The sequence below is a fragment of the Pseudomonas sp. EL_65y_Pfl2_R96 genome, assembly GCF_963970905.1.
Taxonomy (GTDB): domain Bacteria; phylum Pseudomonadota; class Gammaproteobacteria; order Pseudomonadales; family Pseudomonadaceae; genus Aquipseudomonas.
Genome location: NZ_CAXAQH010000008.1, coordinates 118,099 through 141,017 on the forward strand (window position 1 = coordinate 118,099; position 22,919 = coordinate 141,017).

Sequence of the window (22,919 nt, forward strand, 5' to 3'; positions counted from 1 at the left end):
TTGTCTGGGTTATTGCGTCAGGACGGTTTCTTGTTCTGGATAACGTGTCGCCAACAGCTGCTTTAAATCGGCGCCCTCGCTGAGCGCGTGCACCTCGGCCATCAGGTGTGGGTGACGGTCAAGCAAGCGCATCAGCGTAAACAGCGGCTGAGGCGGGGCTAACTCGCCGCGCTCATAGCGGGAAAAAGCATTGTGCCCACCACCGGAGAGTAGCTTCACCGCTTCTTTCTGTGTGAGGTGCAATTTGCGGCGGATACGTTTTATCTCGGACCCCATGATTTGAAAGCAGTCTTCCAGCAGCTTGTCGCCTGTATCGACATATCGCTGGGCGCTGTCTGTGGTGTCATCGAAGATGATTTCACCGCACACCTTGCACTCCCACCCAGCAAGATCAGGCACCAGTCGCGACATTTGTTTGTAATTGACGGTGAGACTGCGATCGACGAAGTGATGCATGCCGTCGTGGGCGCCACAGCTCATGCATTGCCGTATGTTCATTGGTTTTTCTCCTTAAAGGAGATCACTGGGGCGCCACCGCCAGGGCAGTAGGTCACTTTAATGTAAATCTCCTGATCATTAAGTTGCGTGTGGTAGACGTCCTGCCAGGTTCGGTGATCCAAATAAGTGGTCATGGATTTGTAGAGCATCCTTCTCTCCAATGCATAAATGACCTTTTGCATGCTCTGGTAAGTGAGTCCCATGCTCCGGCCTGTCTCCAACGCTTTGTTAGTAAAAGCGTGGACCCCCATCCTGGCAACCTCCGCCTTGACCACCGCCAAGTCGTAGTGAGGTGTGTTCTTTTCCATAAGACACTTCAACTCCGAGATGAAAATTACCCTTAAAGGGTAATTTTAACAATCGAAAATCCCGCTCCGTTTCCTGCCTTCTAACCCTAGGCGGTTGTCCTTTCGGACGAAGCTGACTAGCATGTCAGAAAATTCATCCTATGATTGGATGAAAGGGCGAATTCCATGTCAGACATTTCTCCATTAATTAAACGATCCTTGGTCGATCAGGCCCTGGACCAGTTACGCCTGCGCATCAATCAAGGTGTCTGGACGGTCGGCCAGCGCTTGCCCACCGAGCCGGAACTGGCGACTGAGCTGGGCATCAGCCGCAACACCGTGCGTGAAGCCATGCGTGTGTTGGCGTTTTCCGGGTTGATCGAGATTCGTCAGGGCGACGGCAGTTATCTGCGAGCGGTGGTCGATCCGCTGGACACCCTGAAGGCGCTGTCCCGTTGCTCTCAGGAACAGGCTCGGGAAACCCGGCACATTCTGGAAGTCGAAGCCATTGGTCTGGCGGCGCTACGCCGTACCGATGAAGACCTGGTGGCATTGCGCGAAGCGCTAGGCGTCAGCGGCAGTCACTACCATGGCGATCTGGACACCTACATTGCTTGCGATCTGGTGTTCCACCGTCGACTGGTGGATGCGGCGCACAACCCGACCCTCAGCGAGCTGTATCGCTACTTCTCCAGCATCGTCGGTGCGCACTTGCGTCAGACCCTGAACGTCACTCCCCGCCGCCAAGCGGTGTTCGACCTGCATATCGAACTGCTCGATGCTGTGGAACAACGCGACCCGGAGCGGGCCAAAGCCCTGACGAGGCAGTTGATCAATGAACCTTGAAACCGAGGGCGCCATGTCCAGCCAGCAGGCCAGCAACAGCAACATCACTGAGCTAAAACGCACGGCGGAGCTCGAAGAGTTGCTGATCGACGCTGAGGCCGATGATGCAGAGGTCCAGCAAAGTCATCCGATTCTGAGGCGGCCATGGCTGTTGTTGCTCGGCCTGATTCTGGTGGCGTTGAACCTGCGTCCAGCGCTGTCGAGCATGGCGCCGATGCTCAGCGAAATCTCTAAGACGCTGGGGCTATCGGCTGCCCAGGCCGGTTTGCTGACGACCTTGCCGGTACTTTGCCTCGGGTTGTTCGCGCCATTGGCGCCGGTGCTGGCGCGCCGTTTTGGTGCCGAACGGGTGGTGTTGGGGGTTCTTCTGATGCTGGCCGGCGGGATCATTTTGCGCAGTTCGTTCGGCGAGGTCGGCCTGTTCGCCGGTAGCGTGCTGGCCGGCGCCAGCATCGGGGTGATCGGCGTATTGTTGCCCGGTATCGTCAAACGCGACTTCCCGAAACAGGCCGGCACCATGACCGGCGTCTACACCATGGCGCTGTGCCTGGGCGCGGCCATGGCGGCTGGCGCGACCGTGCCGTTGAGCGAACATTTCGACAAAAGCTGGGCCCTGGGTCTTGGCTTCTGGGTGGTTCCAGCGTTGGTCGCGGCGATTTTCTGGCTGCCGCAAGTCGGTCAGAAACACGGCGCGCATCACGTTGCCTATCGAGTCCGAGGCCTGTTGCGCGATCCGCTGGCCTGGCAAGTGACCTTGTACATGGGCCTGCAATCTTCTTTGGCCTACATCGTGTTCGGTTGGCTACCGTCGATCCTGATCGGGCGGGGGCTGACACCGACGCAGGCCGGTCTGGTGCTCTCGGGCTCGGTGATTGTCCAGTTGATCAGCTCGCTGGCAGCGCCATGGCTGGCGACCCGTGGCAAGGATCAGCGACTGGCGATCGTGATCGTGATGGCAATGACGCTCGGCGGTTTGTTCGGTTGCCTCTATGCACCGATCGATGGCCTGTGGGGTTGGGCGATCCTGCTGGGGTTGGGGCAGGGCGCTACGTTCAGCCTGGCCTTGACCCTGATCGTGCTGCGCTCGCGCGATGCTCATGTCGCGGCCAACCTGTCGAGCATGGCCCAAGGCTTCGGATACACCCTGGCGTCCATGGGCCCGTTCGCGGTCGGTGTGGTGCATGACTGGACCGGCGGCTGGAGCGCCTTGGGCTGGATTTTCGGCGTGATCGGCCTCGGCGCGATCATCGCCGGACTCGGTGCCGGGCGTTCGCTATACGTTCAGGTTCAAAGCGAGAAAGTCTGACACTGTCGCACTGTCGGTATTCGGGCCACGAATGCCGATAGTGTTCCGCGCATTTGTTGACTATCGTGCAGGCAATCTTTCGTAGCGCATTTTGCGCATCTATTTGCACATCCAGAGGGAGCCTGTCCATGAGTGATGCCCACAACGCCTTGATCACCCGCTTCTACCAAGCTTTCCAGCGACTGGATGCCGAAGCCATGAGCGCCTGCTACACCGACGACGTGGTGTTCAGTGATCCGGCGTTCGGCGAGCTGCGCGGGCGCGATGCCGGCGACATGTGGCGCATGCTCACCACCCGGGCCAAGGATTTCTCCCTGACCTTCGATAACGTGCGCAGCGATGAGCGCACCGGCGGTGCCCATTGGGTGGCGACGTACCTGTTCAGCCAGACCGGCAATATCGTGGTCAACGACATTCAGGCGCGTTTCGTGTTTCGCGACGGCAAAATCTGTGAGCACCACGACAGTTTTGATCTGTGGCGCTGGTCCCGTCAGGCGCTGGGCTTCAAAGGGCTGTTGTTGGGCTGGACCCCGGTGGTGAGAAACGCCGTTCGGGCCCAGGCGTTGAAGGGGCTGAAGGCATTCCAGGCCAGTCGCTGATAAGATCGCGGCTTGTTTTCTTTCAAGCCTTGATCGTCACGTGAGCACCTCGAGCGAATCTTCCGTCATTGCCGCCGAACCGTCGGTGCCCGCCAGCAAACCCTGGTTCGTCTACCTCGTTCGCGCGGCCAACGGTTCGCTCTATTGCGGGATCAGTGATGATCCGGTCCGCCGCTTCGCCACCCACCAAAGTGGCAAAGGCGCGCGCTTCTTCCTGTCCAGTCCGGCCGTGGCATTGGTCTACACCGAAGCCTGCCGCGATAAAAGCGAAGCACTGCGCCAGGAACGCTTGATCAAAAAACTCAAGAAAAGCGCCAAGGAATGTCTGGTGGCGAGCGCGGCTGCGGGCTTATCAATCTGACTGATAAGCGCCCATCAGGCAGATGGGTAGGCTGCTTGCCGATTGCGCGCTAAGCTGCGGGTTCCTTATCCGAGCGGCGGAGCCGAGCATGTCCGAGTTGATTCTGCATCATTACCCGACGTCCCCTTTCGCTGAAAAAGCCCGCTTGCTGCTGGGCTTCAAGGGGCTGTCCTGGCGTTCTGTGATGATCTCGCCGGTGATGCCCAAACCCGATCTGACGGCCCTGACCGGCGGCTACCGCAAGACGCCGGTCTTGCAGATCGGTGCTGATGTCTATTGCGACACCGCGTTGATCGCTCGTCGTCTGGAGCAGGAAAAGGCTTCACCGGCGTTTTTCCCGGAAGGCCAGGAAATGGTCACGGCGACCTTCGCAGCGTGGGCCGATTCGGTGGTGTTCCAGCATGCGGTCAGCCTGGTGTTCCAGCCAGAGTCGGTGGCGGTGCGCTTCGGCAAATTATCGCCGGAAGCGATCAAGGCATTCCTGGCCGATCGCGTCGGCTTGTTCAGCGGTGGCAGCGCCATACGGCCGTCTGCCGAACAGGCTCGGCATCAATGGCCAACGATCATGGCGCGTCTGGAGCAGCAGCTTCAGCGCGAACAAGGGGACTTCCTGTTCGGCGAGCCGTCGATTGCCGACTTCGCCCTGGCTCACTCGCTGTGGTTCCTCAAGGCGACGCACGTGACGTCACCGTTGGTGGAGGCTTATCCGGCCGTTTCGGCATGGTTTGGCCGTGTGATGGGCTTTGGTCATGGCGCGTTCAGCGAGATGACGGCCGAGCAAGCGCTAGAGATTGCCCGCAATGCCACACCGGCCGCGTTACCAGATGAGCAGTTTGATGAGCCGAACGGATTCGAGGTCGGCCAGCAGGTGGTGATTGCAGCGACCGATTACGGGGTTGATCCGGTGGCGGGTGAGTTGCTGTTTGCGGGCAGCGAAGAATTGATTCTGCGTCGTGAAGACAAACGGGCCGGCGTCGTGCATGTGCACTTTCCGCGGTTCGGGTTTCGCATCGACGCGCAGTAACCTGACATCGCGGATGATTGGGTTTGTTTCGACCTGTGGCGAGGGAGCTTGCTCCCGCTGGGCTGCGTAGCAGGCCCAACTATCTTGTGAGCGCTGCGCACTCAAGCGGGAGCAAGCTCCCTCGCCACAAGGATTGTGTGAAGCTGATGGTTATTTCAACGCAGCGAGAACCTGGTCCGGGTCATACCCGCGGATCAACGTTCCATTCACATCGATCAACGGAATCCCGCGTCCCCCCAGCGCCTCATAAGCTTTGCGCGCCACGGCATCCTTCTCGATATCGAACTCCTTGTACGGAATGCCCTTCTGGTCGAGAAAGCGCCGGGTCAGCTTGCAGTAGCCGCACCAATCGGTGGCATAGAGCACGACGTTGGCCTTGGCCTGGGTCTGCTCGGACACCACTTGGGAGGGGTGAAGCACCCGCTCGATCTTTCCCCAGTTCTGGTAAACAACGACCACCAGCAGGATCAGCAGGCATTTCTTCAACACGCCGCCGAGCATCAGTTGCGTCGCTTGAGCTGGTCGGTCAATTGGGTCGGCAGGCCCTTGATGATCAGCGTGCCGGCTTCTTCGTCATATTCGATCTTCGAGCCGAGCAGGTGCGCTTCGAAGCTGATGGACAAGCCCTCGGCGCGGCCGGTGAAGCGGCGGAACTGGTTCAGGGTGCGCTTATCCGCCGGAATCTCGGGAGACAGGCCGTAATCCTTGTTGCGGATGTGATCGTAGAACGCCTTCGGGCGTTCTTCGTCGATCAGCTCCGAGAGTTCTTCCAGGCCCATCGGTTCGCCGAGTTTGGCCTGACTGCTGGCGTAATCCACCAGGGTCTTGGTCTTTTCGCGGGCAGACTCTTCCGGCAGGTCTTCGCTTTCGACGAAGTCACTGAAGGCCTTGAGCAGGGTGCGGGTTTCGCCGGGGCCGTCGACGCCTTCCTGGCAGCCGATGAAGTCGCGGAAGTACTCCGAAACCTTCTTGCCGTTCTTGCCTTTGATGAACGAGATGTATTGCTTGGACTGCTTGTTATTCTGCCACTCGGAGACGTTGATCCGCGCTGCCAGGTGCAGTTGGCCCAGATCCAGGTGCCGGGACGGGGTCACGTCCAGTTGATCGGTCACGGCCACGCCTTCGCTGTGGTGCAGCAGGGCGATGGCCAGGTAATCGGTCATGCCTTGCTGGTAATGCGCGAACAGCACATGACCACCGACCGAGAGGTTGGATTCTTCCATCAGCTTTTGCAGATGTTCTACCGCAACACGGCTGAAGGCCGTGAAATCCTTACCGCCATCGAGGTACTCCTTCAGCCAGCCGCTGAACGGAAACGCGCCGGACTCTGGATGGAACAGTCCCCAGGCTTTGCCCTGTTTGGCGTTATAGCTTTCGTTCAGGTCGGCGAGCATGTTCTCGATGGCCGCGGATTCAGCCAGTTCAGAGTCGCGTGCGTGAAGAACTGCGGGTGTGCCGTCGGGTTTTTTGTCGATCAGGTGGACGATGCAATGACGGATCGGCATGGGCTTCTCGGCTGGTTGAAGAGAGGAGGGCGTGCTCCCCCGAAAAAGCGCCCAGTGTACCGCAATCTCTGGTTTTGGCGCTGTAACCACGCCGTAGCGTGTCCCCGTAGGAGCTGCCGAAGGCTGCGATCCTTTGACTTTGATTTTAAAAACAAGATCAAAAGATCGCAGCCTTCGACAGCTCCTGCGGGGAGGGTGAAGGGCAAATCCGGGGCGCGCGGCGGTCCTTATGCAGTTTTTTCCTGTTTTAGAGCAATAAAGCTGACCAAATGGCTAGCAAGAAGCGGATATTTCCCCGTCTCTGTGCTAGTTTTGCCCGGTCTTACGCGAAGTCACTGCGTTAAGCGTGCATTCAGCATTTGTCAGGTCGAACCAAACCCTGATTTCGGTATCTATAACCCCGACTCTTCGTGGTTATGCCCGAGGGTGCCAGATCCAGAAGATCGGGCTCGATGGCTGACACTGCACTCTGCAATCCATATGAATTTGATAGGGAAGGAACACTACATGGCTCTTACTAAAGACCAACTGATCGCCGACATCGCTGAAGCTATCGACGCGCCAAAAACCACCGCGCGTAACGCTCTGGACCAACTGGGCCAAATCGTTGCCGATCAGCTGGAAAACGGCGGCGAAATCACTCTGCCAGGTATCGGCAAGCTGAAAGTGACCTCGCGTCCTGCCCGCACTGGCCGTAACCCTTCGACTGGCGCAGCCATCGAAATCCCGGCCAAGAATGTTATCAAGCTGGTTGTGGCCAAAGGCCTGACCGACGCTGTTAACAAGTAAGATTTATTAAAAAAACCGTGCTCCGGAGCAATCCGGGCACGGTTTTTTTGTGCCATAAATTCTTCAAACACCACTGATCCTTGTGGGAGCGGCGGTGCGACGATTCGACTTGCCCGCGATGGCGGCGTGTCAGTCGCCTTCTTTGACGCCTGACACACTGCCTTCGCGGGCAAGCCCGCTCCCACAGGGATTTCAGCGCTCAGACATTTGGCTTGTCAGCAGTTAATCAGCTTTTACGCGCCCAACGTTCGCGCCAGACCTGCTGCTCGCTTTTAGTCTGGAACGTCCAGGCGACAAAGCGGCTCTGCTTCTGCCCTTGGGACATTTCCACGACCTGGCTTTCCAGTACGCCGGCCTTTTTCAGCGCCGTCTGGATCGCCGGCAGGTTTGAGGCTTTTGAGACCAGGGTGCTGAACCAAAGCACTTTGTGTTGAAAGTGCGCGCTCTCGGCGATCAGTTGCGTTACAAACCGTGCTTCGCCACCTTCACACCACAGTTCGGCCGATTGACCGCCAAAGTTCAGTACCGGCAGTTTGCGTTTTGGGTCGGCGCGACCCAGCGCGCGCCATTTACGCTCGCTGCCCTTGGTTGCCTCGTCCATCGAGGCGTGGAACGGCGGGTTGCACATGGTCAGGTCAAAGCGTTCGCCGGGCTCGAGCAGGCCCAGCAGAATGTGCTTGGGGTTGCTTTGCTGGCGTAGCTGGATGGCTTTGTTCAACCCGTTGGACTGCACGATGGCTTTGGCGGAGGCCACCGCCGTCGGGTCGATTTCCGAGCCGAGGAAGTGCCAGCGATAGTCGCTGTAGCCGATCAGCGGATAGACGCAGTTGGCGCCCATGCCGATATCGAGCACCTTGACCGGCGCGCCGCGAGGGATTTCGCCGTCGTTGACGCTGGCCAGCAAGTCGGCCAGGAAGTGAACGTAGTCGGCCCGGCCCGGAACCGGCGGGCACAGGTAATCGGCCGGGATGTCCCAATGGGCGATGCCGTAGAACGACTTGAGCAGCGCCCGGTTGAACACCCGAACCGCATCCGGGCTGGCGAAGTCGATGCTTTCCTTGCCGTACGGGTTGATGATCACGAACTTCGCCAGTTCCGGCGTGCTCTTGATCAGCGCCGGGAAGTCGTAACGACCCTGGTGGCGATTGCGCGGATGCAGGCTAGCCTTCTCGCGGGGCTCCATGGCTTTGGCCGGGGTCGCGGATTCAGGCTTTTTACGCGCAGGTTTGGGTGTGCGGGGGGCGTTCATGGGCGTGATCGATTCGGGTATGGCTAAAAGTGGCGGGTATTGTCCCACATCGGCTCGGTATTGATGACAAAAGTGCGGGCAACGCCGATCAAGTGTGGGAGCGGTGTTTGGGGGAAAGGGGCGGACATGAAAAAGGGAGGCCACATGGGCCTCCCTGTTTCATTGCGACGTGCCGTTACAGGCTGGCAATCCGCGCATGCTGCTCGGCCAGTTTGCCCAAAGCCTGTTCAGCTTCGGCCAGTTTGGCGCGTTCCTTCTCGATGACTTCGGCCGGGGCCTTATCAACGAAACCGGCGTTGGACAGCTTGCCGCCCACGCGCTGCACTTCGCCCTGCAGACGCAGGATTTCCTTGTCCAGACGGGCCAGTTCGGCGTCCTTGTCGATCAGACCGGCCATCGGCACCAACACTTCCATCTCGCCGACCAGTGCGGTGGCGGACAGCGGTGCTTCTTCGCCAGCAGCCAACACAGTGATCGATTCGAGGCGCGCCAGTTTCTTCAGCAGGGCTTCGTTCTCGGTGAGGCGGCGCTGATCCTCGGCGCTGACGTTTTTCAGGAACAGGTTCAGCGGCTTGCCCGGGCCGATGTTCATTTCGCCACGGATGTTGCGCGTGCCGAGCATCAGGCCCTTGAGCCATTCGATGTCGTCTTCGGCGGCCTGATCGATGCGTGCCTCAACGGCCACTGGCCACGCTTGCAGCATGATCGTCTTGCCTTCGATACCGGCCAGCGGCGCGACGCGCTGCCAGATCTCTTCGGTAATGAACGGCATGAATGGATGCGCCAGACGCAGCGCGACTTCCAGCACGCGAACCAGGGTGCGACGGGTGCCGCGCTGACGTTCGACCGGCGCGTTCTCATCCCACAGCACAGGCTTGGACAGTTCCAGGTACCAGTCGCAATACTGGTTCCAGATGAACTCGTACAAGGCTTGTGCGGCCAGGTCGAAACGGAACTGATCGAGCTGACGGGTCACTTCGGCTTCAGTACGCTGCAACTGCGAGATGATCCAGCGATCCGCCAGAGACAGCTCGTAGGCTTCGCCGTTCTGGCCGCAGTCTTCACCTTTGTCCAGCACGTAGCGCGCGGCGTTCCAGATCTTGTTGCAGAAGTTGCGATAGCCTTCGACGCGGCCCATGTCGAACTTGATGTCGCGGCCGGTGGATGCCAGCGAGCAGAAGGTGAAGCGCAGGGCGTCGGTGCCGTAGCTGGCGATGCCCTCGGCGAACTCGTCGCGGGTCTGCTTCTCGATCTTTTTCGCCAGTTTCGGCTGCATCATGCCAGAGGTGCGTTTCTGCACCAGCGCTTCCAGCTCGATGCCGTCGATGATGTCCAGCGGGTCCAGGACGTTGCCCTTGGACTTGGACATCTTCTGGCCCTGGCCATCACGTACCAGACCGTGCACATAAACAGTCTTGAACGGAACCTGCGGCGTGCCGTCTTCGTTCTTCACCAAGTGCATGGTGAGCATGATCATCCGGGCAACCCAGAAGAAAATGATGTCGAAACCGGTGACCAGCACGTCGGTGGAGTGGAATTTCTTCAGGAATTCGGTCTGCTCCGGCCAGCCGAGCGTGGAGAAGGTCCACAGGCCCGAACTGAACCAGGTATCCAGAACGTCGTTGTCCTGTTGCAGCGCAACGTCGGCGCCCAAATTGTGCTTGGCACGTACTTCGGCTTCGTCGCGACCGACATAGACCTTGCCCGACTCGTCGTACCAGGCCGGAATCCGGTGGCCCCACCACAACTGACGGCTGATGCACCAATCCTGGATGTCGCGCATCCACGAGAAGTACATGTTTTCGTACTGCTTGGGCACGAACTGGATGCGGCCGTCTTCCACCGCAGCGATGGCCGGTTCGGCCAATGGCTTGGTGGAGACGTACCACTGATCGGTCAGCCACGGCTCGATGATGGTGCCGGAGCGGTCGCCTTTCGGTACTTTCAGGGCATGATCGTCGACGCTGACCAGAAGGCCGGCGGCTTCGAACGCGGCCACGATTTCCTTGCGGGCCTGGAAGCGGTTGAGGCCGACGAATTCGGCGGGCAGCGTGCCGTCGATCTGCTCGTTGACGCTGCCATCGAGGTTGAACACCTGGGCTGCCGGCAGCACGTCGGCATTTTTGTCGAAGATGTTCAGCAGTGGCAGGTTGTGGCGTTTGCCGACTTCGTAGTCGTTGAAATCGTGGGCCGGGGTGATTTTCACGCAGCCGGTGCCGAATTCAGGGTCGCAGTAATCGTCGGCGATGATCGGGATGCGACGGCCAACCAGCGGCAGTTCGACGAATTTGCCGATCAAGGCTTGGTAGCGCTCATCGTTCGGGTTAACCGCCACGGCGGAGTCGCCGAGCATGGTTTCCGGGCGAGTGGTCGCGACGATCAGGTAATCCTTGCCTTCAGCGGTTTTGGCGCCGTCGGCCAGCGGGTACTTCAGGTTCCACAGGAAACCTTTCTCGTCATGGTTTTCCACTTCGAGGTCGGAAATCGCCGTGTGCAGCTTGGTGTCCCAGTTGACCAGACGCTTGCCGCGGTAGATCAGGCCGTCTTCGTGCAGGCGCACGAACGCTTCTTTAACCGCTTCCGAGAGACCGTCGTCCATGGTGAAGCGCTCACGGCTCCAGTCCACGGACGAACCGAGGCGGCGGATCTGACGGCTGATGTTGCCGCCGGACTGATCCTTCCATTCCCAGACTTTCTCGAGGAATTTCTCGCGGCCCAGATCGTGGCGATTCTGGCCCTGGGCTTCGAGTTGGCGCTCCACCAGCATTTGCGTGGCGATACCGGCGTGGTCGGTGCCCGGCTGCCACAGGGTGTTGCGACCCTGCATGCGGCGGAAACGGATCAGGGCGTCCATGATCGCGTTGTTGAAGCCGTGACCCATGTGCAGGCTGCCGGTGACGTTCGGCGGCGGGATCATGATGGTGTAGGACTCGCCCTCGCCTTGTGGGGCGAAGTAGTTCTCGGACTCCCAGGTGTTGTACCAGGAAGTTTCAATGGCGTGCGGCTGGTAGGTCTTATCCATGCGCGGCGGGACCCTATTGGCATTTATTCAGGAAAAGCCGGGAAGTATAGCGGGGCATGGGGCGTAGGGCGAGCAGGTGTGGATCGGGCGCAGATTAATGTGTGGAATGGACCTGTGGCGAGGGAGCTTGCTCCCGCTGGGGCGCGAAGCGGCCCCAATATCTGCAAGTCGGGTGTGTCAGGTACATCCCATGCTCAGGCTTTGCGACTGCTTCGCAGCCGAGCGGGAGCAAGCTCCCTCGCCACAGAAGCCCGCTCGACTCAAGTTTATTCGTACTGGCTCAACAACCGTTCCAGCCGCGCATCCAGCCGGCGTTTGATTTCGGTTTCAATGTGCGGCGCGAAGTCGTCGATCACGTCTTGCATGATCAATTGCGCGGCGGCGCGTAGTTCGCTGTCCAGGTGCAGCAGCGCGTCGGGGCCTTTGCTGGCGGCGGGAGCCGGTTGGGCAGCAGGGGCAGGGGGCGGCGGTTCGACCTGCGGCGTATTGCCGAGGGTGTCGAACAGCATGGGAATCTGTTCCTGATCACCTTCAATGACCGTGTCGGTCAGCAAGGGCGGTTGCAGGTTGTCATCGCCGAGCAATTGGCGGATCGACTCGAGGTCATCCAGCAGATGCGCGGACTGTTGCGGCGGTTTTGGAGTGTCCATCGGAATGCTCAGAGTCGCTGTAAACGGTGATCTTGCAGAGGATAGCCCTGTTCGCGGTAGAAACGGAAACTCTCCCGCGCAGCCGCACGAATCGCCGGATCTTCCACCACCACTTCCGCCACGCGGGCGAATTGTTTGGCAAATACCGGGACTTTCAGGTCGAGATTGACCAGCAGATCCTGATGTTGACCGCAGTCATCGCCAAGACCCAGGACAATCAAACCTTCCGGCTCGCTTTCGGCGGGGCCGTGGGGCACGAAGCTTTCGCCCTTGAACGCCCACAAACGCGCATCGAGATCGTCACGCTGGGTGGCATCGCTGCAATGCAGGTAAATGCGGTGGCCCATGCGCCAGGCTTTTTCGGTGAGCTTGCAGGCGAAATCCAGCCGCGCCGAAGGATCGGCGCTGGGCAGGATATAGAAGTCGACTTTGGTCATTGCGGTTCCTGAGCCCTGAGTGGCGTCACCGGAAAGTGACGCTGCTCAAGGTCATCGGTTTCAGGCTTTGGCGCGGTCCAGCAGGTATTGGGTCAGCAGGGGAACCGGACGGCCAGTGGCGCCCTTGTCCTTGCCGCCGCTGGTCCAGGCTGTGCCGGCGATGTCCAGGTGCGCCCAGTTCAGGTTCTTGGTGAAGCGCGACAGGAAGCAGGCGGCGGTGATGGCGCCGGCTTTCGGGCCGCCAATGTTGGCGATGTCGGCGAACGGGCTGTCCAGCTGTTCTTGATATTCATCGAACAGCGGCAGTTGCCAGGCGCGGTCGTCGGCGGATTGGCCGGCGCTCAGCAGTTGGCCGATCAGCTCGTCGTTGTTGCCCAGCAGGCCCGAGGTGTGAGAGCCCAGTGCGACGACACAAGCGCCGGTCAGGGTGGCGATGTCGATCACCGCTTGCGGCTTGAAGCGTTCGGAGTAGGTCAGGGCATCGCACAGCACCAGACGACCTTCGGCGTCGGTGTTGAGGATTTCCACGGTCTGGCCGCTCATGGTGGTGACGATGTCGCCCGGACGCGCAGCGTTGCCGCTCGGCATGTTCTCGGCGCAGGCCAGGATGCACACCAGGTTGATCGGCAATTTCAGCTCAAGCACGGCACGCAGGGTGCCGAACACGCTGGCGGAGCCGCCCATGTCGTACTTCATTTCATCCATGCCGGCGCCGGGCTTGAGGCTGATGCCGCCGGTGTCGAAGGTGATGCCTTTGCCGACTAGTGCGTACGGCTTCTCGGATTTCTTGCCGCCGTTGTATTGCATGACGATCAGGCGCGGTGGCTGGGCGCTGCCCTGGCCGACGGCGTAGAACGAGCCCATGCCCAGGTCCTTGATCTTCTTCTCATCGAGGACTTCGACTTTCAGGTTCTTGAATTCTTTGCCCAGGCCCTTGGCTTGCTCGCCAAGGAACGTCGGGTGGCAGATGTTGGGCGGCAGGTTGCCCAGATTACGGGTGAAGGCCATGCCGTTGGCGATCGCGGTGGCGTGGGCCACCGCGCGTTCGACTTCAGCCTGTGCAGCCTTGATGGTCACTAGAGTGACCTTCTTCAGGGAGCGCGGGTCGGCTTTCTGGCTCTTGAACTGGTCGAAGGTGTACTCGCCGTCCACCAGGGTTTCGGCCAGCAGGCGGGTCTTGCCATAGCTGTCACGACCCTTGACCACCACTTCGTCCAGCGCCAGCACTGCATCGCTGCCACCCAGGCCTTTCAGGGTATTGAGGATGCCGGCGATGATTTTGCGGAACGGGCGATCGCCCAGTTCTTCATCCTTGCCCACGCCCACCAGCAGCACGCGTTCGGCCTTGAGGTTGGGCAGGCTGTGCAGCAACAGGCTTTGGCCGACTTTGCCGGCCAGGTCGCCGCGCTTGAGCACCGCACTGATGGCGCCGCCGCTCAGTTCGTCGAGTTGTTTGGCAACGCTGCCGAGCTTGCGGTCTTCGCGGACGGAGACCACCAGTGTGGCGGTCTTCAACGTTTCCGGGCTAACGCTTTTTACAACCAGTTCCATGTCCGGGTCCCTGAATTAATGGTCAAAGTGCGCGACGCGCAGAGGCTTGCTTATAAGTAGAAAGAAGCCGGTGCATTGCCCGCGACAAAGGCCGCAGTTTGAACCTCGCTGCCTGCGCCTGACAACCCTCGGTTGCGCGAACTTCAGTGGTTCAGGCGCCTGCTTGAGCATGCGCAGTGACAGGCGCACCCAATCACAGGATAATGCGCCATCTTTTTCGGCGGCTCTGCCCTGCGGGCCGGCTGATATGTTTGTTTGTTTGGCCGCTTAGCCTGACAACCCTGGAGTGTCTGGTTTGATTGTCTTCCGTTATCTATCCCGCGAAGTCCTGTTGACCTTGAGCGCCGTCAGCGCCGTGCTGCTGGTCATCATCATGAGCGGACGCTTTATCAAATACCTCGCCCAGGCGGCCTCAGGCCTTCTGGATCCTGGGTCGTTGTTCCTGATCATGGGGTTCCGTCTGCCGGGTTTCCTGCAGTTGATCCTGCCTTTGGGGTTGTTTCTCGGGATTTTGCTGGCCTACGGTCGTCTTTATCTTGAAAGTGAAATGACCGTGTTGTCTGCCACTGGCATGAGTCAGCAGCGTCTGTTCGCCATGACCCTTTTTCCGGCCACCCTGGTTGCGCTGGTGGTGGCATGGCTGAGCCTGAGCCTGGCGCCACAAGGTGCCAACCAGTTCCAGCTGCTGCTGAACAAGCAGGACGCGATGACTGAGTTCGATACCCTCGAACCAGGCCGCTTCCAGGCCTTGCGCGACGGCACTCGAGTGACCTACACCGAACAGCTGTCGGATGACCGCATCAATCTGGGCGGCGTGTTCATTTCGCAAAAAAATATAAATTCCGACAAAAAGGATCGCGGGATTTCCGTGCTGGTGGCCGAGAAGGGCCGTCAGGAAATTCGCCCCGACGGCAATCGGTATCTGATTCTCGACAACGGCTACCGCTACGACGGTAATCCGGGGCAGGCCGACTACCGCGCCATCAAATACGACGAGTACGGTGTATTGCTGCCCAAGCCGGAAGTCAGTGACGAAGTGACCGACCGCGATGCGATGCCCACCAGCTCCTTGCTGGGCAGTGATGACCTCCGCTCGCGTACCGAACTGCAATGGCGTCTGTCCCTGCCGTTGCTGGTCTTCATCGTGACCCTGATGGCGGTGCCGCTGTCGCGCGTCAATCCGCGTCAGGGCCGTTTCCTCAAGCTGCTGCCGGCGATTCTTCTTTATATGGCTTACCTGACCATCCTGATTGCCGCTCGCGGTGCCCTCGAGAAGGGCAAGATCCCGTCAGCATTGGGCTTGTGGTGGGTGCATGCGATCTTCCTGGCCATCGGCCTGGGCTTGCTGTACTGGGAGCCGCTGCGCTTGAAAATGGCGAGTCGCCGCAGTGCGCTGGAGGTGGCCCGTGGATAAGCTCGATCGCTACATCGGTAGCAGCGTGTTCGTCGCGATCCTGGCAGTGCTGGGGATCATCCTCGGTCTGGCCACGCTGTTTGCCTTCATCGATGAAATGAGTGAGGTCAGCGATACCTACACGCTGATGGATGTCCTGAGCTATGTGCTGTTGACCGCTCCACGCCGTCTGTACGACATGTTGCCGATGGCGGCGCTGATCGGTTGCCTGATCGGCCTCGGCAGCCTGGCCAGCCACAGCGAGCTGACCATCATGCGCGCCGCGGGCGTGTCGCTCGGGCGGATCGTCTGGGCTGTCATGAAGCCGATGCTGCTTTTGATGGCGGTGGGGCTGGTGATTGGCGAATACGTCGCGCCGGCCACGGAAGTCACCGCTCAGGCCAACCGCTCGCTGGCCCAGGGCAGTGGCGATGCGCAAAGCGCCAAGCACGGTCTGTGGCATCGCCAGGGTGACGAGTTCATTCACGTCAACTCTGTGCAACCTAATGGTTTGCTGTATGGCGTGACCCGTTATCGCTTCGACGATCAACGCCACATGTTGTCTTCGAGCTTCGCCAAACGCGCGGAATTCGACACGGATCACTGGCAGCTGACGGATGTCACGACCACGTTGTTCCATGACAAGAGCACCGAAGTGGTGACTGCCCCGGTAGAGCGCTGGGAAGTAGCCCTGAGCCCGCAGCTGCTGAGTACCGTGGTAATGGCGCCCGAGTCGTTGTCGATCAGCGGTCTGTGGAGTTATATCCACTACCTGGCTGACCAGGGGCTGAGCAACGGTCGTTACTGGCTGGCGTTTTGGGTCAAGGTGTTGCAGCCGCTGGTGACCGCTGCATTGGTGTTGATGGCGATTTCCTTCATCTTCGGTCCGCTGCGTTCGGTAACCCTTGGTCAGCGGGTCTTCACCGGCGTGCTGGTTGGCTTCACCTTCCGCATCGTCCAGGATTTGCTCGGGCCTTCGAGCCAGGTATTCGGTTTCTCGCCGCTGTTTGCGGTGCTGGTGCCGGCCGGTGTCTGCGCCCTGGCCGGGGTCTGGTTGTTGCGTCGGGCCGGTTGATCGCGGGTTTTCCCGGTCTTGCTTGTCACTCAAAACGCCCCTGTCGCAAGACCGGGGCGTTTTTGTAGGCGCCGTCTGACCTGCGAACGTGACGCTTGCGCCGTGGATCAGGTACAATTCCCGGCTATTTTTCGGCGGGCTATGCCTGCAGCCTTTTTGAGTGTTGATCCGTGAGTGATTTGAGTCATATCCGCAATTTCTCCATCATCGCCCACATTGACCATGGCAAGTCGACGCTGGCCGATCGCTTCATCCAGATGTGTGGCGGCCTTGCCGAGCGCGAAATGGAAGCCCAGGTGCTGGACTCCATGGACCTGGAACGTGAACGCGGGATCACCATCAAGGCCCACAGCGTCACCCTGTATTACAAAGCCCGCGATGGCATCAACTACCAGCTGAACTTCATTGACACCCCCGGCCACGTCGACTTCACCTATGAAGTCAGCCGGTCGCTGGCGGCCTGTGAAGGTGCGTTGCTGGTGGTCGATGCCGGTCAGGGCGTCGAGGCTCAATCGGTTGCCAACTGCTACACGGCGATCGAGCAGGGCCTGGAAGTCATGCCGGTCCTGAACAAGATCGACCTGCCGCAGGCCGATCCGGACCGTGTCAAAGAAGAAATCGAAAAAATCATCGGCATCGATGCCACCGACGCGGTCACGTGCAGTGCCAAGACCGGTCTGGGCGTCGATGAAGTGCTCGAGCGCCTGGTTCACACCATTCCCGCGCCGACGGGCAACATCGAAGACCCGCTGCAAGCGTTGATCATCGACTCCTGGTTCGACAACTACCTGGGTGTTGTTTCCCTGGTCCGCGTGCGCCACGGTCGTGTGAAGAAGGGCGACAAGATTCTGGTCAAGTCCACCGGCAAGATCCACCTGGTGGACAGCGTCGGTGTCTTCAACCCGAAACACACTGCCACCGTGGACCTGAAGGCCGGCGAAGTAGGCTTCATCATTGCCGGTATCAAAGACATTCACGGTGCGCCGGTGGGTGACACCCTGACCTTGAGCTCCACGCCGGACGTCGACGTGCTGCCAGGCTTCAAACGCATCCAGCCGCAGGTCTACGCCGGTCTGTTCCCGGTCAGCTCCGACGACTTCGAAGATTTCCGTGAAGCCCTGCAAAAGCTCACGCTGAACGACTCGTCCTTGCAGTACACCCCGGAAAGCTCCGACGCCCTGGGCTTCGGCTTCCGTTGCGGGTTCCTCGGCATGCTGCATATGGAGATCATCCAGGAGCGCCTGGAGCGCGAGTACGACCTGGACCTGATCACCACGGCGCCGACGGTAATCTTCGAGCTGCTGCTCAAGACTGGCGAAACGATCTACGTCGACAACCCGTCGAAGCTGCCGGATATTTCTTCGATCGAAGACATGCGCGAACCGATCGTGCGGGCCAATATTCTTGTGCCGCAAGAGCATTTGGGCAACGTCATTACCCTGTGCATCGAGAAGCGTGGCATTCAGCATGACATGCTGTTCCTCGGCACCCAGGTCCAGGTGACCTACGATCTGCCGATGAACGAAGTGGTCCTCGACTTCTTCGACCGCCTGAAGTCCACCAGCCGTGGCTATGCTTCGCTGGATTACCATTTCGATCGTTACCAATCGGCTAATCTGGTGAAACTGGATGTGCTGATCAACGGCGATAAGGTCGACGCCCTGGCGTTGATCGTGCACCGTGACAATGCGCATTACAAAGGTCGCCAGTTGACCGAGAAGATGAAAGAGCTGATTCCGCGGCAGATGTTCGACGTGGCAATCCAGGCCGCCATTGGCGGGCAGATTGTGGCGCGGACAACCGTCAAGGCACTCAGAAAGAACGTATTGGCCAAATGCTACGGTGGTGACGTTAGCCGTAAGCGCAAGCTGTTGGAAAAGCAAAAGGCCGGTAAAAAACGCATGAAGCAGGTCGGTAACGTGGAAATTCCACAAGAAGCCTTCCTTGCAGTGCTCAGGTTGGATAGTTAGGTCCTATGTCACTAAATTTCCCGCTGTTGCTGGTCATCGCCGTGTTCGTCTGCGGCCTGTTGGCGTTGCTCGATCTGTTGTTCCTGGCGCCACGGCGCCGGGCTGCCATCAACTCTTATCAGGGTAGCGTCAGCCAGGCTGACATGGTGGTGGTCGAGAAACTGAACAAAGAGCCGCTGCTGGTTGAATACGGCAAGTCGTTCTTCCCGGTGTTGTTCATCGTGCTGGTGCTGCGTTCGTTCCTGGTGGAGCCATTCCAGATTCCGTCCGGCTCGATGAAACCGACTCTGGACGTCGGCGACTTCATTCTGGTGAACAAGTTTTCTTACGGGATCCGCTTGCCGGTGATCGACAAGAAAGTCATCGAAGTCGGTGATCCGCAGCGCGGTGATGTGATGGTGTTCCGCTACCCGAGCGACCCGAACGTCAACTACATCAAGCGTGTGGTGGGCCTGCCGGGCGACCAGATTCGCTACACCGCTGACAAGCGCCTGTTCGTCAACGGTGAGTCGATCGCCGAACAACTGGTCGGCTCCGAGCCGGGTACGTTGGGCAGCGCCGAGCTCTACAAGGAAAAACTCGGCGTCGCCGAGCACTTGATCCGCAAGGAAATGAGCCGCTATCGCGCAACGCCGGATCATTCGTGGACCGTGCCTGCCGGGCACTACTTCATGATGGGCGACAACCGCGACAACTCGAACGACAGTCGCTACTGGGATGATCCGAGCATTCCCAAGGATCTGCTGGGCATGGTTCCCGACAAGAATATCGTCGGCAAGGCCTTCGCAGTCTGGATGAGCTGGCCGGAACCCAAACTCAGTCACCTGCCGAATTTCTCGCGGGTTGGCCTGATCAAGTAATCACACACGGCGCTGTTGAACACAGCGCCGAATGCATTTCTGGAGTCGGCACAATCGGCGGCAGAAGCATGAAAACAACGATATTCAGGACGTTATTTTTGAACACAGCGTTAATTGTCCCAAGCCTGCGCCGCATCAAAGCCCAGGCGGTGGAATCCAACCACGAACTCAGCGTGGGTAAACCGTGAGCGTCTCCTTAAGCCGTCTAGAGCGTCAGCTCGGCTACACCTTCAAGGATCAGGAGCTGATGGTCCTGGCCCTGACTCACCGCAGCTTTGCCGGGCGCAACAACGAACGCCTGGAATTCCTCGGTGATGCCATCCTCAATTTCGTCGCTGGCGAGGCGCTGTTCGATCGCTTCCCGCTGGCCCGCGAAGGCCAGTTGTCGCGTTTGCGCGCACGCCTGGTGAAAGGTGAGACCCTGGCCGTACTGGCCCGTGGTTTCGACCTGGGCGAATACCTGCGCCTGGGCTCCGGCGAATTAAAAAGCGGTGGTTTCCGTCGTGAGTCGATTCTGGCTGATGCCCTCGAGGCGCTGATCGGTGCGATCTACCTGGACGCCGGCATGGACATGGCGCGCGAGCGCGTGCTGGCCTGGCTGGCCGGAGAGTTCGAAGGCCTGACGCTGGTCGACACCAACAAAGATCCGAAAACCCGCCTGCAGGAATTCCTGCAGTCCCGTGGTTGTGAGCTGCCGCGTTACGAAGTGGTGGATATCCAGGGTGAACCACATTGCCGGACGTTCTTCGTCGAATGTGAAATCATCTTACTGAATGAAAAAAGCCGAGGTCAGGGTGTGAGTCGTCGTATTGCCGAACAGGTAGCGGCCGCCGCAGCACTGATTGCCCTGGGTGTGGAGAATGGCAATGACTGATTCAACCGCAACTCGCTGTGGCTATGTTGCCATCGTCGGCCGTCCCAACGTGGGCAAGTCCACGCTGCTGAACCACATTCTGGGTCAGAAACTGGCGATCACCTCGCGCAAGCCTCAGACCACCCGTCACAACATGCTCGGCATCAAGACCGAAGGCGCCGTTCAAGCGATTTACGTCGACACACCGGGCATGCACAAGGGCGGCGAAAAGGCCCTGAACCGTTACATGAACAAGACCGCTTCGGCGGCGTTGAAAGACGTCGATGTAGTGATCTTCGTGGTTGACCGCACCAAGTGGACCGACGAAGACCAGATGGTCCTCGAGCGCGTCCAGTATGTGACCGGCCCGCTGATCGTGGCGCTGAACAAGACCGACCGCATCGAAGACAAATCCGAGCTGATGCCGCACCTGACCTGGTTGCAGGAACAGTTGCCGAACGCGCAAATCATGCCGATCTCGGCCCAGCACGGGCACAACCTCGACACGCTGGAGCGAGTGATCGCCGAGCACCTGCCGGAAAACGATCACTTCTTCCCGGAAGACCAGATCACCGACCGCAGCAGCCGCTTCCTCGCCGCAGAACTGGTGCGCGAGAAAATCATGCGCCAGTTGGGCGCCGAGCTGCCGTACCAGATCACCGTGGAAATCGAAGAGTTCAAGCAGCAAGGCAAAACCCTGCACATTCATGCCTTGATCCTTGTCGAGCGTGACGGCCAGAAGAAAATCATCATTGGTGACAAGGGCGAGCGCATCAAGCGCATCGGCACCGAGGCGCGCAAGGACATGGAGCTGCTGTTCGACTCCAAGATCATGCTCAACCTCTGGGTCAAAGTGAAAGGCGGCTGGTCCGATGACGAGCGCGCCCTGCGTTCGCTGGGTTACGGCGACCTGTAAACCCGGTCTGCGCTGCACCGTAGAACCTTGTGGGAGCGGGCTTGCCCGCGATGAGGATGTAACATTCAGCAGAGATGTTGAATGTAAGTCCGCCATCGCGGGCAAGCCCGCTCCCACATTGGTTTTGGTTGTTTGTAGAACTGCGCTCTTTCATTGAGAACTGCGATTTCCATGTCGACCACCGCGCCAATCGCCCAACCCGCCTACGTGCTCCACTCCCGCGCCTACCGCGAAAGCAGTGCGTTGGTGGATTTCCTTACGCCGCAAGGTCGGCTGCGGGCGGTGCTACGCAGTGCGCGGGGCAAGGCCGGGACGTTGGCGCGGCCGTTCGTGCCGCTGGAAGTCGAGTTTCGGGGGCGGGGTGAACTGAAAAATGTCGGCCGCATGGAAAGCGCCGGTGTTTCCACCTGGCTCAACGGCGAGGCGCTGTTCAGCGGGCTCTATCTCAACGAATTGCTGATTCGCCTGCTGCCCGCCGAAGACCCGCATCCCGCCGTCTTCGATCACTACGCCGCGACCTTGCTCGCTCTGGCCGAAGGCCGTCCGCTGGAGCCGTTGCTGCGCTCCTTCGAATGGCGTTTGCTCGACGACCTCGGTTATGGCTTTGCCCTGAACGCCGACATCCACGGCGACCCCATCGCACCGGACGGCCTCTATCGGTTGCAAGTGGATGCAGGCCTGGAGCGGGTCTATCTGTTGCAGCCGGGCCTGTTCAATGGCGCCGAACTGTTGGCCATGGCTGACGCCGACTGGTCCGCGCCCGGTGCGCTGTCCGCCGCCAAGCGTTTGATGCGTCAGGCATTGGCCGTTCATCTGGGTGGTCGTCCTCTAGTCAGTCGCGAGTTGTTTCGAAAGCCGTAGTCTCCCCGTATGCTGTGCACCGAATCTTTAAACTCAGGAGCGCTTCCGTGACCACCAGCAATCGCATTCTTCTTGGCGTGAACATCGACCACGTTGCCACCCTGCGTCAGGCCCGGGGTACTCGCTACCCGGATCCGGTCAAGGCAGCGCTGGACGCGGAAGAGGCGGGCGCTGACGGTATCACCGTGCACCTGCGCGAAGACCGTCGGCACATCCAGGAGCGCGATGTGCTGCTGCTCAAGGACGTGCTGCAAACCCGCATGAACTTCGAAATGGGCGTCACCGAAGAAATGATGGCGTTCGCCGAGCGCATCCGCCCGGCACACATTTGCCTGGTCCCGGAAACCCGTCAGGAGCTGACCACTGAAGGCGGTCTGGATGTGGCGGGGCAGGAGGCGCGGATCAAGGCGGCGGTGGATCGCCTGGCGAAGATCGGCTGTGAAGTGTCGCTGTTCATCGACGCTGACGAGCGGCAGATCGAAGCATCCCGCCGTGTCGGGGCGCCGGCCATTGAATTGCACACCGGGCGTTATGCGGACGCCGAGACGCCAACCGACGTCGCCGAAGAGCTCAAGCGCGTGGCGGATGGCGTGGCATTCGGTCTGGCCCAGGGCCTCATCGTCAACGCGGGCCACGGTCTGCACTATCACAACGTCGAAGCGGTTGCGGCGATCAAAGGCATCAACGAACTGAACATCGGCCATGCGTTGGTGGCCCATGCGTTGTTCGTCGGGTTCAAGTCGGCTGTATCGGAAATGAAGGCGCTGATTCTGGCGGCTGCGTTGAAAGGCTAGATCGGCGGCGCTGCCTTCGCGGGCAAGCCACGCTCCCACAGGTCCGAGTTGAACGACAGTTGAATATTCGACG

The 22,919-nt window shown here is 59.7% G+C and carries 23 protein-coding genes; 14 read left to right on the forward strand and 9 right to left on the reverse strand.

The genetic code is table 11. The features are described from left to right. Nucleotides 1–9: 9 nt before the first annotated feature. On the reverse strand, nucleotides 10–498 hold the full coding sequence (locus tag AACY49_RS11400; protein ID WP_258697448.1) for a type II toxin-antitoxin system MqsA family antitoxin: 489 nt from the start codon (nucleotides 496–498) through the stop codon (nucleotides 10–12). Then, on the reverse strand, nucleotides 495–806 hold the full coding sequence (locus AACY49_RS11405) for a type II toxin-antitoxin system MqsR family toxin (RefSeq protein WP_258697447.1): 312 nt from the start codon (nucleotides 804–806) through the stop codon (nucleotides 495–497). Before AACY49_RS11405 ends, AACY49_RS11400 begins: the two co-directional genes overlap by 4 nt. Nucleotides 807–971: 165 nt before the next feature. Between AACY49_RS11405 and AACY49_RS11410 the strand changes: the two genes are divergently transcribed. From AACY49_RS11410 to AACY49_RS11430, 5 genes are all read left to right on the forward strand, one after another. Continuing rightward, on the forward strand, nucleotides 972–1,631 hold the full coding sequence (locus AACY49_RS11410; protein ID WP_258697446.1) for a FadR/GntR family transcriptional regulator: 660 nt from the start codon (nucleotides 972–974) through the stop codon (nucleotides 1,629–1,631). After that, nucleotides 1,621–2,937 (forward strand): CynX/NimT family MFS transporter, encoded by a 1,317-nt coding sequence (locus AACY49_RS11415; RefSeq protein ID WP_339523768.1) that lies wholly within the window; start codon nucleotides 1,621–1,623, stop codon nucleotides 2,935–2,937. Before AACY49_RS11410 ends, AACY49_RS11415 begins: the two co-directional genes overlap by 11 nt. Nucleotides 2,938–3,065: 128 nt before the next feature. Beyond that, nucleotides 3,066–3,536: a nuclear transport factor 2 family protein gene (locus AACY49_RS11420; RefSeq protein ID WP_019581088.1), complete on the forward strand. Its 471-nt coding sequence runs from the start codon at nucleotides 3,066–3,068 to the stop codon at nucleotides 3,534–3,536. Nucleotides 3,537–3,576: 40 nt separating this feature from the next. After that, entirely contained in the window at nucleotides 3,577–3,897 is a 321-nt protein-coding gene (locus AACY49_RS11425) for a GIY-YIG nuclease family protein (RefSeq protein ID WP_258697443.1), read from the forward strand. An 88-nt stretch (nucleotides 3,898–3,985) separates the two neighbouring features. Beyond that, complete coding sequence (locus AACY49_RS11430) at nucleotides 3,986–4,921, forward strand: glutathione S-transferase family protein (protein ID WP_339523772.1); 936 nt, start codon at nucleotides 3,986–3,988, stop codon at nucleotides 4,919–4,921. A gap of 150 nt (nucleotides 4,922–5,071) precedes the next feature. On the opposite strand, the gene AACY49_RS11435 is transcribed toward AACY49_RS11430, so the two are convergent. Continuing rightward, nucleotides 5,072–5,422 carry a glutaredoxin family protein gene (locus AACY49_RS11435; protein WP_253418991.1) on the reverse strand — a complete coding sequence of 117 codons (351 nt, stop codon included), beginning with the start codon at nucleotides 5,420–5,422 and terminating at the stop codon, nucleotides 5,072–5,074. Further along, a complete protein-coding gene (gene yejK, locus AACY49_RS11440; RefSeq protein ID WP_258697440.1) occupies nucleotides 5,422–6,426 on the reverse strand; it encodes a nucleoid-associated protein YejK in 1,005 nt (334 codons plus the stop codon). The genes AACY49_RS11435 and yejK overlap by 1 nt, the downstream gene beginning before the upstream one ends. 507 nt (nucleotides 6,427–6,933) lie before the next feature. Between yejK and AACY49_RS11445 the strand changes: the two genes are divergently transcribed. Further along, nucleotides 6,934–7,215, forward strand: coding sequence for an HU family DNA-binding protein (locus AACY49_RS11445; RefSeq protein ID WP_258697439.1), 282 nt, complete (start codon nucleotides 6,934–6,936; stop codon nucleotides 7,213–7,215). 226 nt (nucleotides 7,216–7,441) lie between these two features. Here the strand turns inward: AACY49_RS11445 and rlmF are convergent, their stop codons facing one another. The 5 genes from rlmF to AACY49_RS11470 all read right to left on the reverse strand — a co-directional run bounded on the left by rlmF (nucleotide 7,442) and on the right by AACY49_RS11470 (nucleotide 14,124). Beyond that, a complete protein-coding gene (rlmF, locus tag AACY49_RS11450) occupies nucleotides 7,442–8,464 on the reverse strand; it encodes a 23S rRNA (adenine(1618)-N(6))-methyltransferase RlmF (protein ID WP_320392154.1) in 1,023 nt (340 codons plus the stop codon). Nucleotides 8,465–8,639: 175 nt separating this feature from the next. Continuing rightward, on the reverse strand, nucleotides 8,640–11,486 hold the full coding sequence (locus AACY49_RS11455; RefSeq protein WP_258697437.1) for a valine--tRNA ligase: 2,847 nt from the start codon (nucleotides 11,484–11,486) through the stop codon (nucleotides 8,640–8,642). A gap of 266 nt (nucleotides 11,487–11,752) precedes the next feature. Then, entirely contained in the window at nucleotides 11,753–12,136 is a 384-nt protein-coding gene (locus AACY49_RS11460) for a DNA polymerase III subunit chi (protein WP_320392152.1), read from the reverse strand. 8 nt (nucleotides 12,137–12,144) lie between these two features. Continuing rightward, entirely contained in the window at nucleotides 12,145–12,573 is a 429-nt protein-coding gene (locus tag AACY49_RS11465) for a DNA polymerase III subunit chi (protein WP_320392151.1), read from the reverse strand. Between the two features lie 60 nt (nucleotides 12,574–12,633). Then, nucleotides 12,634–14,124, reverse strand: a complete 1,491-nt coding sequence (locus tag AACY49_RS11470) for a leucyl aminopeptidase (RefSeq protein WP_258697434.1) — start codon at nucleotides 14,122–14,124, stop codon at nucleotides 12,634–12,636. Between the two features lie 295 nt (nucleotides 14,125–14,419). Here AACY49_RS11470 and lptF point away from each other — a divergent pair, with 295 nt between their 5' ends. The 8 genes from lptF to pdxJ all read left to right on the forward strand — a co-directional run bounded on the left by lptF (nucleotide 14,420) and on the right by pdxJ (nucleotide 22,846). Next, nucleotides 14,420–15,538: an LPS export ABC transporter permease LptF gene (gene lptF, locus AACY49_RS11475; RefSeq protein ID WP_339523775.1), complete on the forward strand. Its 1,119-nt coding sequence runs from the start codon at nucleotides 14,420–14,422 to the stop codon at nucleotides 15,536–15,538. Further along, complete coding sequence (gene lptG, locus AACY49_RS11480; protein WP_258697432.1) at nucleotides 15,531–16,592, forward strand: LPS export ABC transporter permease LptG; 1,062 nt, start codon at nucleotides 15,531–15,533, stop codon at nucleotides 16,590–16,592. Before lptF ends, lptG begins: the two co-directional genes overlap by 8 nt. A 170-nt stretch (nucleotides 16,593–16,762) precedes the next feature. Next, nucleotides 16,763–18,562, forward strand: a complete 1,800-nt coding sequence (gene lepA, locus AACY49_RS11485) for a translation elongation factor 4 (RefSeq protein WP_258697431.1) — start codon at nucleotides 16,763–16,765, stop codon at nucleotides 18,560–18,562. Between the two features lie 5 nt (nucleotides 18,563–18,567). After that, nucleotides 18,568–19,422: a signal peptidase I gene (gene lepB, locus AACY49_RS11490; protein WP_109628119.1), complete on the forward strand. Its 855-nt coding sequence runs from the start codon at nucleotides 18,568–18,570 to the stop codon at nucleotides 19,420–19,422. A 184-nt stretch (nucleotides 19,423–19,606) separates the two neighbouring features. After that, nucleotides 19,607–20,296 carry a ribonuclease III gene (gene rnc, locus AACY49_RS11495; protein ID WP_007905528.1) on the forward strand — a complete coding sequence of 230 codons (690 nt, stop codon included), beginning with the start codon at nucleotides 19,607–19,609 and terminating at the stop codon, nucleotides 20,294–20,296. After that, entirely contained in the window at nucleotides 20,289–21,191 is a 903-nt protein-coding gene (era, locus tag AACY49_RS11500) for a GTPase Era (RefSeq protein ID WP_150746885.1), read from the forward strand. Before rnc ends, era begins: the two co-directional genes overlap by 8 nt. A 171-nt stretch (nucleotides 21,192–21,362) precedes the next feature. Further along, entirely contained in the window at nucleotides 21,363–22,052 is a 690-nt protein-coding gene (gene recO, locus AACY49_RS11505; protein ID WP_339523782.1) for a DNA repair protein RecO, read from the forward strand. Between the two features lie 47 nt (nucleotides 22,053–22,099). After that, the gene (pdxJ, locus tag AACY49_RS11510) at nucleotides 22,100–22,846 is read left to right on the forward strand and encodes a pyridoxine 5'-phosphate synthase (protein WP_008151581.1); all 747 of its coding nucleotides are present in this window, start codon (nucleotides 22,100–22,102) and stop codon (nucleotides 22,844–22,846) included. Nucleotides 22,847–22,919 lie beyond the last annotated feature (73 nt).